Annotated in this window: 11 protein-coding genes and 1 pseudogene; 4 read left to right on the top strand and 8 right to left on the bottom strand. The window is 72.3% G+C overall.

The window, feature by feature from the left end; translation table 11 throughout:
• The first annotated feature begins 83 nt into the window (after positions 1 to 83).
• Positions 84 to 3,590 carry a methionine synthase gene (metH, locus tag Asera_RS21540; RefSeq protein ID WP_030446147.1) on the top strand — a complete coding sequence of 1,169 codons (3,507 nt, stop codon included), beginning with the start codon at positions 84 to 86 and terminating at the stop codon, positions 3,588 to 3,590.
• A gap of 15 nt (positions 3,591 to 3,605) precedes the next feature.
• Here metH and Asera_RS21545 read toward each other — a convergent pair whose 3' ends face one another.
• Positions 3,606 to 4,388, bottom strand: coding sequence for a class I SAM-dependent methyltransferase (locus Asera_RS21545; RefSeq protein WP_030446146.1), 783 nt, complete (start codon positions 4,386 to 4,388; stop codon positions 3,606 to 3,608).
• Positions 4,389 to 4,460: 72 nt separating this feature from the next.
• Between Asera_RS21545 and Asera_RS21550 the strand changes: the two genes are divergently transcribed.
• Positions 4,461 to 4,865, top strand: a complete 405-nt coding sequence (locus tag Asera_RS21550; RefSeq protein ID WP_030446145.1) for a VOC family protein — start codon at positions 4,461 to 4,463, stop codon at positions 4,863 to 4,865.
• 296 nt (positions 4,866 to 5,161) lie between these two features.
• A complete protein-coding gene (locus Asera_RS21555; RefSeq protein WP_030446144.1) occupies positions 5,162 to 5,803 on the top strand; it encodes an HAD family hydrolase in 642 nt (213 codons plus the stop codon).
• Positions 5,804 to 5,919: 116 nt separating this feature from the next.
• Here the strand turns inward: Asera_RS21555 and Asera_RS21560 are convergent, their stop codons facing one another.
• Entirely contained in the window at positions 5,920 to 6,522 is a 603-nt protein-coding gene (locus Asera_RS21560) for an MFS transporter (RefSeq protein ID WP_211255574.1), read from the bottom strand.
• Positions 6,523 to 6,613: 91 nt separating this feature from the next.
• Positions 6,614 to 7,162: pseudogene (locus tag Asera_RS34040) on the bottom strand (MFS transporter); the annotation flags it as partial.
• A gap of 72 nt (positions 7,163 to 7,234) precedes the next feature.
• On the opposite strand from Asera_RS34040, the gene Asera_RS21570 reads away from it, so the two are divergent.
• Positions 7,235 to 8,230 carry an ArsR/SmtB family transcription factor gene (locus Asera_RS21570; RefSeq protein ID WP_030446143.1) on the top strand — a complete coding sequence of 332 codons (996 nt, stop codon included), beginning with the start codon at positions 7,235 to 7,237 and terminating at the stop codon, positions 8,228 to 8,230.
• Between the two features lie 79 nt (positions 8,231 to 8,309).
• Here the strand turns inward: Asera_RS21570 and Asera_RS21575 are convergent, their stop codons facing one another.
• The 5 genes from Asera_RS21575 to Asera_RS21595 all read right to left on the bottom strand — a co-directional run bounded on the left by Asera_RS21575 (position 8,310) and on the right by Asera_RS21595 (position 13,501).
• Positions 8,310 to 8,627: a helix-turn-helix domain-containing protein gene (locus tag Asera_RS21575; protein WP_030446142.1), complete on the bottom strand. Its 318-nt coding sequence runs from the start codon at positions 8,625 to 8,627 to the stop codon at positions 8,310 to 8,312.
• Positions 8,620 to 8,991, bottom strand: coding sequence for a type II toxin-antitoxin system RelE/ParE family toxin (locus tag Asera_RS21580; protein ID WP_030446141.1), 372 nt, complete (start codon positions 8,989 to 8,991; stop codon positions 8,620 to 8,622). The genes Asera_RS21575 and Asera_RS21580 overlap by 8 nt, the downstream gene beginning before the upstream one ends.
• A 123-nt stretch (positions 8,992 to 9,114) precedes the next feature.
• Entirely contained in the window at positions 9,115 to 9,975 is an 861-nt protein-coding gene (locus tag Asera_RS21585) for an LLM class flavin-dependent oxidoreductase (protein WP_030446140.1), read from the bottom strand.
• Between the two features lie 191 nt (positions 9,976 to 10,166).
• Complete coding sequence (locus tag Asera_RS21590) at positions 10,167 to 12,725, bottom strand: ABC transporter permease (protein WP_030446139.1); 2,559 nt, start codon at positions 12,723 to 12,725, stop codon at positions 10,167 to 10,169.
• A complete protein-coding gene (locus Asera_RS21595) occupies positions 12,725 to 13,501 on the bottom strand; it encodes an ABC transporter ATP-binding protein (protein ID WP_030446138.1) in 777 nt (258 codons plus the stop codon). Before Asera_RS21595 ends, Asera_RS21590 begins: the two co-directional genes overlap by 1 nt.
• Positions 13,502 to 13,655 lie beyond the last annotated feature (154 nt).

The following is a 13,655-nucleotide window of genomic DNA, read 5'->3' on the forward strand; positions in this document are numbered from 1 at the left end:
GGTCCACCCGGTGATGGGCGGGGAGTGCCGGTCGAGCGGCGTGGCTGGCGCGCCGCTAGCCTTGGCGGGTGGCAAACGCGAAGCTGTTGGACATCGTCCGTGACCGGGTGCTGCTCGCCGACGGCGGGATGGGCACCATGCTGCAGGCCGCCGACCCCACCTTGGACGACTTCCAGGGCCACGAGGGCTGCAACGAGATCCTCAACGTGACCAGGCCCGAGGTGGTGCGCGGCATCCACGACGCGTACTTCGCGGCCGGTTCCGACTGCGTCGAGACGAACACGTTCGGCGCGAACTTCGGCAACCTGGGCGAGTACGGCATCGTCGAGCGCACCACGGAGCTCGCCGAGGCCGGCGCCCGGCTGGCGCGCGAGGTCGCCGACGGCTGGTCCAGTCCGGACCGGCCGCGGTTCGTGCTCGGCTCGATGGGGCCCGGCACGAAGCTGCCCACGCTCGGCCACGCGCCGTTCGCCACCCTGCGCGACTCGTACCAGCAGGCCGCGGCCGGCCTGATCACCGGCGGCGCCGACGCGCTGATCGTGGAGACCTGCCAGGACCTGCTGCAGGCCAAGTCCGCGGTGATCGGGGCCAAGCGGGCGATGGCCGCGGCCGGTGTCACGGTGCCGCTGATCTGCCACGTCACGGTCGAGACGACCGGAACCATGCTGGTCGGCAGCGAGATCGGCGCGGCGCTGACCGCGCTGGAGCCGCTGGGCGTCGACTTCATCGGCCTCAACTGCGCGACCGGCCCGGCCGAGATGGCCGAGCACCTGCGCTACCTGTCCCAGCACGCCCGGGTGCGGCTGTCGGTGATGCCCAACGCCGGCCTGCCGGAGCTGACCCCGGACGGCGCCCGCTACCCGCTGACCCCGGACGAGCTGGCCGCCGCGCTGGACGAGTTCGTGTCCGACTACGGTGCGTCGCTGGTCGGCGGCTGCTGCGGCACCACGCCGGAGCACATCGCCCGGGTGGCCGAGCGGGTCGCCGGCACGACCCCGGCTTCGCGGACGCCGAGCACCGAGCCCGGCGTGTCCTCGATGTACCACCACGTGCCGTTCCGGCAGGACGCCGGCGTGCTGATGATCGCCGAGCGCACCAACGCCAACGGCTCGAAGGTGTTCCGGGACAAGATGCTCGCCGGCGACTTCGCCGGCTGCGTGGAGATCGCCCGGGACCAGGCCCGGTCCGGTTCGCACCTGCTCGACCTGTGCATCGACTACGTCGGCCGGGACGGCAGCGTGGACATGCGCGAGATCGCCGGCCGGTTCGCCACCGCGAGCACGCTGCCGATCATGCTCGACTCGACCGAGCCGGCGGTGATCGAGGCCGGCCTGGAGACGCTCGGCGGCCGGTGCGTGGTCAACTCGGTCAACTACGAGGACGGCGACGGGCCGGAGTCCCGGTTCGCCCGCGCCATGCCGATCATCCGCGAGCACGGCGCCGCGGTCGTCGCGCTGACCATCGACGAGGAGGGCCAGGCGCGGACCGCGGAGTGGAAGGAACGCGTCGCGGTCCGCATGATCGAGGACCTGACCGGCAACTGGGGCCTGTCCACCGCCGACATCCTGGTCGACTGCCTGACCTTCCCGGTGTCCACCGGGCAGGAGGAGACCCGGCGCGACGCGCTGGAGACGATCGAGGCGATCCGGCGCATCCACGCCCGGTACCCGGAGGTCAACTTCACCCTCGGCGTGTCGAACGTGTCGTTCGGCCTGAACCCGGCGGCCCGGCAGGTGCTCAATTCGGTGTTCCTGCACGAGTGCGTGCAGGCCGGGTTGTCCTCGGCGATCGTGCACGCGAGCAAGATCCTGCCGATGTCGAAGATCCCGGACGACCAGCGCGAGGTCGCCCTCGACCTGGTGTACGACCGGCGCCGGGAGGGCTACGACCCGCTGCAGAAGCTGATCGAGATGTTCGAGGGCGTCGACGCGGCGTCCGCGCGGGCCAGCCGGGCGGAGGAGCTCGCCGCGTTGCCGCTGGTCGAACGGCTCAAGCGGCGCATCATCGACGGCGAGCGCAACGGCCTGGACGACGATCTCGCCGCGGCGCTGGCCGAGGGGTACAGGGCGCTCGACATCGTCAACGACATCCTGCTGGACGGCATGAAGGTGGTCGGTGACCTGTTCGGGTCCGGCCAGATGCAGCTGCCGTTCGTGCTCCAGTCGGCCGAGGTGATGAAGGCCGCGGTGGCCTACCTGGAGCCGCACATGGAGGCCACCGACGAGGCCGGCAAGGGCACGATCGTGCTGGCCACGGTCAAGGGCGACGTGCACGACATCGGCAAGAACCTGGTCGACATCATCCTGTCCAACAACGGGTACACGGTCGTCAACATCGGCATCAAGCAGCCGATCGCGGCGATCCTGGAGGCGGCCGAGCAGCACCAGGCCGACGTCATCGGCATGTCCGGCCTGCTGGTCAAGTCGACCGTGGTGATGAAGGACAACCTGGCCGAGATGATGGCCCGCGGGCTGCACTCGCGCTGGCCGGTGATGCTCGGCGGCGCCGCGCTGACCCGGGCGTACGTGGAGGACGACCTGCGCGGCCAGTTCGAGGGCGACGTGCACTACGCCAAGGACGCGTTCGAGGGCCTGTCGCTGATGGACAAGGTGATGGCGGCCCGCCGCGGCGGCGCACCGGTCATCGACCCGGAGCGCGAGGCGCAGCTGGCGAAGCGGCGCGAGCGCCGGGCCCGGCAGCAGTCCATGGTCGCCGACACCGCCCCCGACCTGTACGACGCGTCGGTGCGCTCGGACGTCGCGACCGACGTGGACGTGCCCCGGCCGCCGTTCTTCGGGACCAGGGTGGCCAAGGGCATCCCGCTCAACGACTACGCGGCGATGCTCGACGAGCGGGCCACCTTCCTCGGCCAGTGGGGGCTCAAGCCCACCCGTGGCGGTGACGGCCCGTCGTACGAGGAGCTGGCCGAGTCCGAGGGCCGGCCCCGGCTGCGGTACTGGCTGGAGCGGCTCGCCACCGACAAGCTCATCGAGGCGGCCGTGGTGTACGGGTACTTCCCGTGCTACTCGGAGGGCAACGACCTCGTCGTGCTGGACGAGAACGGGCACTCCGAGCGGGCCCGGTTCACCCTGCCGCGGCAGCGTCGGGACCGCCGGCTGTGCATCGCCGACTTCTTCCGCCCGAAGGAGTCCGGCGAGCTCGATGTGGTGGCGTTCCAGCTGGTCACGGTGGGCCCGGCGATCAGCGACTACACCGCGAAGCTGTTCGCCGACAACGCCTACCGCGACTACCTGGAGGTGCACGGGCTGTCGGTGCAGCTGGCCGAGGCGCTCGCGGAGTACTGGCACCGCCGGATCCGCACCGAGCTGGTGCTGCCCGGCGGCACCACCGTCGCCGACTCCGACCCGGGCGATCTCGCCGGCATGCTGAAGACCGAGTTCCGCGGCTGCCGGTACGCGTTCGGCTACTCGGCCTGCCCGGATCTGGAGGAGCGGGCGAAGGTGGTCTCGCTGCTCGACCCGGACCGGATCAACGTCTCGCTGTCGGAGGAGTACCAGCTCAGCCCGGAGCAGTCGACCGACGCGCTGGTCGTCCACCACCCCGAGGCGAGCTACTTCAACGCCCGCTGACGGTCGGCGGCGTCCTTACCGGGACGTCGCCGACCCGGCGTGCCGCAGCACCGCGAGATACTCGTGCGCGCGGTGCAGCAGCGTGGCGTTCCCGGCGTGGTCGGCGGTGAGCTCCAGCGGCTCGCCGTCGACCCACAGCTGGTCGAGGCGCAGCCCGGTGGTCTCCAGCAGCAGCACCAGGTCGGCCGGGCTGTAGCACCGGCCGACCTGGGTGATCGCCTCGTCCGGCCGGTCGGTCTCCCACCAGGTGTCGGTGTAGCGGCTGCGCACCGGGTCGAAGTCGGTGCGCTCGTCCACCGTGTACGCGTAGCCGTTGGCCGGGTCGGCGTCCTGGTGTTCCCGGTCGCCGGCCCACCGCGCCCACACGAACGGGTTCATCACGTCGATCAGCGCGCTGCCACCCGGCCGCAGCCACTCGGTGGCGATGCGCCGCAGCAGCCGGCGCTGGTCGGTGTCGGTCCCGATGCCGAAACCGTTGAAGTAGCACACCGCGTCGTACCCGCCGGGCAGCTCGACGGCGTAGAAGTCCTCCTGCACCACCTGCAGCCGCGGACCCACGTACCGCTGCGCCTGCTCGGCCCGGTCGCTGATCTCCACCGCGGTCACGTCGTGCCCGTGTTCGGCGAGCGCGGCGGCCGTGTTGCCGAAGCCGGCGCCGAGTTCGAGAACCCGGTACGGCCCGGCCCCGCAGACGCGGTCCACCAGCGCGGCGCGACGGCGCTCACGCTGGCCGATGCCGGCCATCGCGGGCGCCCACCACCGGCCGGTTGTCGAGTAGAAGTCCCTTACCCAGTCCATCGGGGTAGCCCATCAACGATGAAAGCGGCACGCCATCGAGTTTCCGCGCGGCCCGCGGTGCACCATGGGCGCATGGACGGACGCCTCGACGGAAGCGGCCCGCGAGAGAGCCGGCACGACTACTGGGGCGTCGTGCTCGACGCACCGGACGGCCCGGCGCTGGCCCGCTTCTACGCCGATCTGCTCGGCTGGCAGCTCGCCTCGAGTGGGCCGGAGTTCGCGACGGTCGGCCCGCCGGACGGCGTCGCCTACCTGGCCTGCCAGAGCTCACCGGAGTACCGCCCGCCGGTGTGGCCGCCCGCCGGGGACGCCCAGCAGATGATGCTGCATCTCGACTTCGAGGTGTCCGATCTGCCCGTCGCGGTCGCGGCGGCGGGGCGGCTGGGTGCCCGGCTCGCCGAGTTCCAGCCGCAGGAGTCGGTGCGCGTGCTGCTCGACCCGGCCGGCCACCCCTTCTGCCTGTACGTGGACGGGTGACGGCCGCCGCTCGCTTCCCGGCGCTGCCCCTTGTTTCCCGGCGCCCGCCCGCGCGGCACGACGGACCGAGTGGTACGGCCGGTTCCGACCCGTCCTGGCGCCGGCCCGGGCGCCACCTGGGTCGACCCGTGCGGCACCTGGGTCGACGGGTACCGCCCGTTCTGGCGGCATCGGTTCAGTTACCTAGGCTGCATAGCGGGCAGTGACGCGCGCCACGCCGGACCGGCGGGTTGCGGCGCCGGCCGGCGCCGACCGGCAGGATCGGGGCCATGCAGACGACCACCGATCTCGCCGCCGTGCTGTTCGACATGGACGGCACCCTCGTCGACAGCGAGAAGGTGTGGACCATCGCCCTGTACGAGCTGGCCGGCAAGCTCGGCGGCCGGCTCTCCGACCGGGCCCGCGCCGACATGGTCGGTACCAACATGAGCCGGTCGATGGTGATCCTGCACGAGGATCTCGGCCTGCCGCTGGACGACACCACCGCCAGCGTCGCCTGGCTGGAGGACCGGATGGGCGAACTGTTCGCGGAGGGCCTGGTCTGGAAGCCGGGCGCCCGCGACCTGCTCGCCGCGGTCCGGGCCGCCGGTGTACCGGCGGCGCTGGTCACCGCGACCCGCCGCCGCCTGGTGGAGAAGGCGCTCGACACGATCGGCCGCGACTTCTTCACCGCGGTGGTCTGCGGCGACGACATCGCCGAGACCAAGCCGGACCCGGCGCCGTACCGGCACGCCGCGCAGCTGCTCGGAGCCGACCCCGCGCACTGCGTGGCGATCGAGGACTCGCCGACCGGCCTGGCGAGCGCCCGCGGCGCCGGCTGCGTGGTCCTCGGCGTACCCAGCGAGGTGGACCTGTCCGGCATCGCCGGCGTCACCCTGGTCGGCAGCCTGGTCGACGTGGACGTCGACTACCTGCGCCGCCTCGCCGCCACCCGCTGAGGTTCGCCGCACCCGCCGACGAGACCTACGTGGCCACCGGATCGTGCTGACACAGCGGGCGAGCGCCGACGGACGCCGCGCCGCCCTGGCGGGGAGATGGGCCGCGCTGGCGGGCGTCAGGCCTGGCCGGCGAGCGGGACCCCGGCGTCGGCGCCGGACCGGTCGGCGAGCCGGACCTGCCACAGCACGAACGGCAGCAGCACGACGCCGAGCACCCCGCCGGCCGCGATGACCGTCGGTACCGGCAGTACGTCGGCGGCGGCGCCGGCCACGGTCATCGCGAGCCCCTGGGCGGTCATCTGGCCGGCGGTCAGCAGGGTCAGGGCGCTGCCACGCAACGACTCGGGCACCGCGGCGAGGAACCGCCGGTCCAGCCCGAGGCTGTAGGTGATCGCGAGCCCGGTCGCCACCTGGCAGGCGACGCAGAGCCACAACGGTGGATCGAACGCGTACGCCAGCGAGGGCACCGCGGCCCACAGCGCGGCCGGCGCCATCAGCCGCGCCCGCCCGCGTGGCCCCAGCAGGGAGCCGGCGAGCGTCTCGCCCAGCACCGCGCCGACCGGCATCCCGCACATCAGCAGGCCGAGCCAGGCGGACGAGGCGTGCGCGGCGGCGGCGAGCGGGGTCAGCAGCGCCTCGCCGACCACCACGAACATCGGCGGTACCCAGGCGAAGACCAGCAGCGACCGGATCCGCCCGTCGGCGAGCAGCCGCCGCACCGCGCCCAGCGAGGAACCGACCAGCGCGCCGGTGGTACCCTGGGCCGGCCGGCCGGGCGCGGGTACCGAGCCGCAGCACGGTCGCCGAGGCGAGGAACGTCGCCGTGGTCACCGCGAGGACGCCGCGAGGCGACACCGCGAGCAGCAGCAGTCCGCCGATCCCGAACCCGGCCAGCTGCGCCGACTGCGACACCAGCCGGATCACCGACCGGCCGAGCACGTACCGGTCGCCGGTGCCGAGGATGTCGGTGAGCGTCGCGGCCCGGGTACCGGTGAACACCGGCGCCACCGCAGCGAGCAGGCACCGCAGCACGAGCAGGGCGGCGACCGGCATGCCCGGTACGACCAGGCCCGCGGCGCCGGCGGCGCACAGCAGGTCGCAGCCGACCAGTACCCGGCGGGTGGGGAAGCGGTCGGCGATCGACGACAGCAGGGTGCCGCCGAGCGCGTACGGGAGCAGCCCGAGTGCCAGGCTCAGCGCACTGAGCAGCGGTGACCCGGTCAGCCGGTACACCAGGACGGACAGGGCGATCTCGGCGAGCACCTCGCCCAGCATGGACAGGACGTGGGCGGCGAACACGGCCCGGAACTCCGGTACCGCGAAGACGGAGCGGTAGCCGGCACTGCGCGCGGACGACATGGCGGGCAGCGTGCCGGGCGCGGCCGGCGCGACCTACTGTTTCGGCTGGAGCCGAAAGATGGGGGAGCGGCCGTGCCGTTGCGGATCCGGTTCGGGGTGGACGACCTGGCGCGGTGCCGGTTCGCGCTCTCACCGCTGTGCGAGACGCACGAGGCGGTCCGGACGCTGCGCCGCGCCGGGCGGCACGCCTACCACCTGCCGTGGTTGCGGCGGACCCGGGCCGCGGCGCGCGGCCTGGACCTCACCGAGCTGTCGCTGCTGATGCCGGATGCCGGCTACACGCCGGACTTCCTCGGCCCGCCGCCGGCGACGCCGTACACGACGGTGGCTTCCTTCGCGGACGAACTCGACCGGCTGGCCGCCACCGACCCGGAGCTGGCGCGTACCGAGCTGCGGCGATCGCTCGACACCTCGCCGGGCGCCGCCGACTCGGTCGCGGGGCGCCGGCTGCTGGCCGACCCCGCCGCCGCGATCCGCCGGCTCGCCGCCGTCACCGAGCAGGCGTGGCGGGCGCTGGTCGCCCCGGACTGGCCCCGGATCCGTACCGTGCTGGAGGCCGACATCGCTCACCGGGCACGCAAGCTGGCGGTCGGTGGGCTACAGGCGCTGTTCGCCGACCTGCATCCGCGGCTGCGGTTCGTCGACGACACGCTGAGCGTACTGACCGCCGACGGCACGCCGCGCCGCCAGGAACTCGCCGGCCGTGGCCTGCTGCTGATGCCCAGCGTGTTCTGCTGGCCGGAGCCGATCAGCGGCTTCGCGCCGCCGTGGCAGCCGACCGTGATCTACCCGGCCCGCGGCATCGACGGGCTGTGGCGGCCCGGGCCGACCACGTCGGCGTCGCTGGCCCGCCTGCTCGGCGCGAACCGCGCCGCGATCCTCGCCGCTCTGACCGAACCGGCCACCACCACGGCGCTCGCCGCGCGGCTGCGCCTGGCCGTCTCGTCGGTCTCGGCGCATCTCGCGGTACTGCGCGACGCCGGCCTGGTCACCGCGCACCGCACCGGCCGCCACGTCTGCTACGAGCGCACCGCCGTCGGCGCCATCCTCACCACCGACCCGCACTGACCGCGTCCGTGTACCGGGTCCCACGCACGGGTCTGCCACCGGCGCCCCACCTGCCCAGTACGGCGGCGCCGGCGGAGGCTCAGGCGATCGCGGCGATGTTTCCATCGTCGAAGTAGATCGCCTGGTGAAGCTGACCACCCAGCGCAACGGCGAACCTCGCGACGACGTCCTGTCCGGAGATCTTGCCCCGCTCGATCTGCGAGATTCTGCCCTTGGTCACCCCCATCCGGTCGGCGACCTGCTGCTGGGTGAGGCCCCGCTGCCGTCGGATCTCCGCGAGGCGCGACCCGATGAGTTCGGCGAGAACCTGCTCCTTCTCCGACCGGAACGCCGCTTCGCCACCGGCCTGCTCGACGTACTCGTCGCGTAGGTCGCTCCACCGAACCTGGCTACTCATCGACGTCACCCTCTTCCTGCCTGCGTTCGTACAGGTATCTGTCGTACCGAAACTCCGCCAAGGGAATCGACTCGCGGTACCAGGTGGTCCATTGTCCGGCTTTGTCCCCGGCGACCAGGAGAATGATCGACCGCCACGGATCGAACACGAACAGCACGCGGATGCTTCCGGCCCGCAGCTCCTTCAGGTTGGGTAAACACGACGCCTGCAGCGTATCGACGGCCGGTCTGCCCAGGCCCGGCCCATGCTCGGCCAGTAGATCGATCGCTGCGGCCACCCGAAGACGAACGTCGTGCTGGCGTGCGTCGAGCCACTCGCGGACCTCGTTGACGACATAGATTTCCCATTCTCCGCCAGCGGACATCGCCGAAGTATACCAATCACTAAACCTGAGCGTCTGGAAGGCGGGTGCCGGCGCGGGATGGACGCTCGGGCCAGACGGGTTCCGTCGGGCGAGTTTTGTCGCAGTTCGCGTCAGAGGCTCGGGTCAGCGGGCCAGGGCGGTGGTGAGGGCGCGGATCTCGGCGAGCGGATCGGCGGTGAGCGGGCGGACCGCGACCGTGTCGACGCCGGCGTCCCACAGCGCGCGGACCCGCTCGGCGGTGACGGCGGGCGCGCCCACCGCGGAGTACAGGTCGGCCTCCGCGACGCTGAGCCAGCCCACCTGACCGGCGACCAGTTCGCGAAACGCCGGAAGGTCGGGGTCGGGTGCGAGGTAGGTGAAGACGGTCAGCTGGTGCGGGCCGGGTGCGTCGATGTGGGTGCGGGCGGCGATGGCACGGTCGGGGCCGATGCCCTCCGGCAGGATCGTGCCGTCGGCGACCCGGCCGGACAGCGCCAGCGAGCGCGGCCCGACCACCCCGGCCACCACCGGCGGGACTACCTCGGGCGGGTGCACCAGCCGGACCCCGTCGACGCGAACCGCCTCGCCGTGCACGGTCAGCGTCTCGCCGCGCAGCAGAGTACGCACCGCGGTGATGGTCTCGCCCAGCAGCGCCAGCTTGCTCGGCGTGCCGGCGCCGACCTGCGCCATCCACCCCCCGACGCCGTGACCGATGCCGGCGGTCAGCCGCCCCGGGTACACCCGGGCGAGGGTGGCGAGCTCCATCGCCAGCAGGACCGGGTTGCGCAGCGGCGCCGGCGCGATGCCGTACCCGACGTGCAGCCGGCGGCTGGCGCCGAGCGCGATCGCCGCCGAGGTGGCGCCGCCCGCCCAGCCCAGATCCTCGACGACCCACAGATCGTCGACCGGCAGCTCGTCGAGCCCGCGGGCGAACGCGGGCAGTCCTTCCGGCGGGCGATCCCGGTCGTACATCACGCCGAGCCGGCGCCGGGTGTTCTCGCTCATCGCGTGACCGTAGCAGCCACCGATGACGCGTGGGCGGCACCGACGCCCCGACTATCCACAGTGGACTTCGACGTGCGGTACGCCGAGGTAGCCCGCCGGCGTGGCCGGGCCGCCGCCGCCGGCTGGGGCCCGGCCGACTGGACGAGACCGCCGCCGACCGGGAGGCGGTCGGCGGCGGTCAGGTCGCGCCCCTACTCGTACGCGATGGCGTTGAGCACGTTGAGCCGGGCGGCGCGGATCGACGGCAGGATCGCCGCCAGCACGCCGATCACGGCCGCGAGGATCAGGTACGCCACCATCAGCCCCCAGGAGAAGCTGAGCTGGGTGATCCCCTGGTCGTGCAGGGCGCGCACCACCGCCGCACCCAGCCCGGCGCCGACCGCGAGCCCCAGTACCGCGCCGAACACCGAGATGGTCACCGACTCCACGGTGATCATGCCCATCACCTGCCGGCGCTTCATCCCGATGGCCCGCAACAGCCCCAGTTCCCGGGTGCGTTCGATCACCGACAGCGCCAGCGTGTTCACCACCCCGAGCGCGGCGATGATGATCGCGAGCGTCAGCAGGATCTGGATCATCGTCTGCACCGTGTCGAACGTCGACGTCTGCTGGTGCACGTAGTCGCTGCGGTCGGCCACGGTGATCAGCGGGTTGTCCGCGAGCAGCGCGTCCACCTGCTTCTTCACCGAGGCGGTCGAAGCGGAGCCGGACACCGTGACGTACGCCGAGGTCGGGTTGGTGAGCCCGAACCCGCCGACCGCGGCGTGCGGCAGCAACCAGCCGGACATGCCGCCCTCGCGGGACGAGTAGATCCCGGACACCGTGTAGGTGCCACCACCGCGCGGCAGCCGCACGCGTACCGTGTCGCCGACCTTCAGGTGGTCGGACCTCGCGGTCTTGCTGTCCACGATCGCCTGGTGGTCACCGAGGCCGGAGATCGAGCCCGACGAGCGGTGCAGGCTCAGCGACGTCCCGAGCGCCGCGAGGTCGTCGGTCGCGGCCACCGCGGTGTTCTTGCCGTCGACCTGCGCGCTCGACCGGTAGATGCCGGCGACCGAGGAGACCCCGGAGATGTCGCGCATCTGGCCCAGCAGTGCCGTGTCGAAGCTCGGCGGTACCTCGGAGGTCTGCTGGCCGGAGACGATCAGATCGGCCCTGATCTGCTCGTTGGCCAGCTTGTCGATGCTGGTCTGTACCGACGAGAGCACCGTGGACACGCCGGTGATCAGCGCGATGCCGACCATCAGGGCCGCCGCGGTCACCGCGGTACGCCGCGGGTTGCGGGCCGAGTTGCGCCGGCCCAGCTTGCCGGGCGTGCTGAACGACATGAGCCGGCCGATCGCGCCGACCACCGGCCGGGCGATCAGCGGGGTCAGCAGCGCCACCCCGATGAAGGCGATCAGCACACCGGCGAGGATCGCCCACAGCGTCGCGGTACCCGACAGCGAGCCGAACAGGCCGAGCCCGAGCACCACCGCGCCGCCCACGAACACCACGCCGCCGGCGATGCTGATCCGGGTCAGCGGCCGGTCGGGCGTCGCGGCGTCCCGCATCGCCGCCACCGGCGGGATCCGGGAGGCGCGCAGCGACGGGAACAGCGCCGCCACCACGGTGATCACGATGCCCACCGCGAACGAGGCGATGACGGCGCTGGCCGGTACCCCGATCGACAGTTGCAGGTTGCCGCCGCCGACGTGGGTGAACACGTACCCCAGGGCGGCGCCGACGCCGATACCGGCCAGCAGGCCCAGCGCGCCGGCAAGGACGCCGATCACCACCGCCTCCAGCAGCACCGAGCCGATCATCTGCCGCCGGCTGGCGCCCAGCGCCCGCATCAGCGCGAGTTCCCGGGTGCGCTGCGCGACGATGATCGAGAACGTGTTGAGAATCAGGAACGCGCCGACGAACAACGCCACCCCGGCGAAGCCGAGCAGGATGTAGTTGAGGAACTTCAGCCCTTCCTTCAACGAGTCCGTGGTCTTCTTCGCCAGTTCCTGGCCGGTCTGCACCTTGTACCCGTCGCCCAGCCGGCTGCCGATCCGGTCGGCGAGCGTCTGCTGCGACACGCCGGCGGCCGCGGTGACCGTGACGTCGCTGTACACCCCGGTGCGGCCGAGCAGCAGACGCTGTGCGGTGGGCGTGGTGAACTGCATGCTCGTCTCGCCGCCGAGCGAGTCCCGGTCGCCCGAGTAGCCGTAGATGCCGACCACGCGGAACGCGTGGGGCTTGCCGTTGATGATCGCCTTGATCCTGTCGCCGAGCGCGAAGTGACCGGTCTTGGCCAGCCCGGCGTTGATCACGACCTCGTCGGGTGCCCGCGGCCCGCGCCCGGAGCGCAGCTGCACCACGCTGTCGGTGCCGCTCCAGTTCCCGCCGTACTGCTGGCCGGTCGTGGAGGCGATCGCCTTGCCGTCCGAGCCGAGCGGGATCGTGCCGTTGGTCATCACCTCGCCGTGCGCTGCCTTGACCCCGTCGATACCGCGCACGGTGCGCACCACCGACTCGGGTACGGTCGCGCCGCGCGCGGCGGACGGCCCGGAGTCGGCGTTCTGCCCCGGCGCCGGCTTCGGCGCCACCTGCACGTCGGTGTTCTGGTACGCGGTGGCGAACAGGTTGCTGAACGAGTCGCCCAGCGACGTGGTCAGCACCAGCGAGCCGGCCACGAACATCACGCCCAGCACGACCGCGAGGCCCGACAGCACGAGTCGGATCTTGCGGGCGAGCAGGCTCTTCAGCACTGCCCGGAACATCAGGCGTCACCCCGCGGGTGCTCGCCGACCTTGTCCAGGTTCTTCATCTTCTCCAGGACCGCGTCGGCGTTCGGGTCGTGCAGCTCGTCCACGATGGCGCCGTCGGCCAGGAACACCACCCGGTCGGCGTACGAGGCGGCGTTCGGGTCGTGCGTGACCATCACGATGGTCTGCCCGAACTGGCGCACCGAGTCGCGCAGGAACCCGAGCACCTCCTGGCCGGACCGGGAGTCGAGGTTTCCGGTCGGCTCGTCGGCGAACACCACCTCGGGCCGCGACACCAGCGCCCGCGCGCACGCCACCCGCTGCTGCTGGCCGCCGGACATCTGCGTCGGACGGTGCCCCAGGCGGTCCCGCAGCTCGACCGTGTCCACGATGGTGTCGAACCAGGCCTGGTCCGGCTTGCGGCCGGCGATCGACAGCGGCAGCAGGATGTTCTCCTGCGCGGTCAGCGTCGGTAGCAGGTTGAACTGCTGGAAGATGAAGCCGACCTTGTCGCGCCGCAGCTCGGTCAGGCCCTTGTCGCCGAGGCGGGTCACCTCGGTCTCCCCGATGTACACCGTGCCCCGGCTGGTCGAGTCCAGCCCGGCGAGGCAGTGCATCAGCGTCGACTTGCCGGAGCCGGACGGCCCCATGATCGCGGTGAAGCGCCCCCGCTCGAACTCGACGTTGATGTTGCGCAGCGCCGCGATCTGGGCCTCGCCGGTGCCGTACAGCTTCCACACGTCCACCGCTCGGGCCGCGACGCCCGTCGCCGTGGTGACCGTTGTCGCCACGATCCTCCCCCATCACCGATTCGGCGGGCCGACCCCGCCACCTTCCCCTGACGTTACGGGCGGTGATGGCCCGATGCGTCGTACACGGGGACTGTCGTCGGCTCCGTCCAGCGGCGGAAGCGGGCCCCGGCATCTCATCCGGCGCGACCCGTAA

The organism is Actinocatenispora sera, from assembly GCF_018324685.1.
Lineage (GTDB): Bacteria > Actinomycetota > Actinomycetes > Mycobacteriales > Micromonosporaceae > Actinocatenispora > Actinocatenispora sera.

What these genes read in the sequence shown, in the direction of transcription:
- Asera_RS21545 (WP_030446146.1), bottom strand. Translation starts at nt 4,388, where the DNA reads ATGGACTGGGTAAGGGACTTCTACTCGACAACCGGCCGGTGGTGGGCG.
- Asera_RS21550 (WP_030446145.1), top strand. Translation starts at nt 4,461, where the DNA reads ATGGACGGACGCCTCGACGGAAGCGGCCCGCGAGAGAGCCGGCACGAC.
- Asera_RS21575 (WP_030446142.1), bottom strand. Translation starts at nt 8,627, where the DNA reads ATGAGTAGCCAGGTTCGGTGGAGCGACCTACGCGACGAGTACGTCGAG.
- Asera_RS21580 (WP_030446141.1), bottom strand. Translation starts at nt 8,991, where the DNA reads ATGTCCGCTGGCGGAGAATGGGAAATCTATGTCGTCAACGAGGTCCGC.
- Asera_RS21585 (WP_030446140.1), bottom strand. Translation starts at nt 9,975, where the DNA reads ATGAGCGAGAACACCCGGCGCCGGCTCGGCGTGATGTACGACCGGGAT.
- Asera_RS21590 (WP_030446139.1), bottom strand. Translation starts at nt 12,725, where the DNA reads ATGTTCCGGGCAGTGCTGAAGAGCCTGCTCGCCCGCAAGATCCGACTC.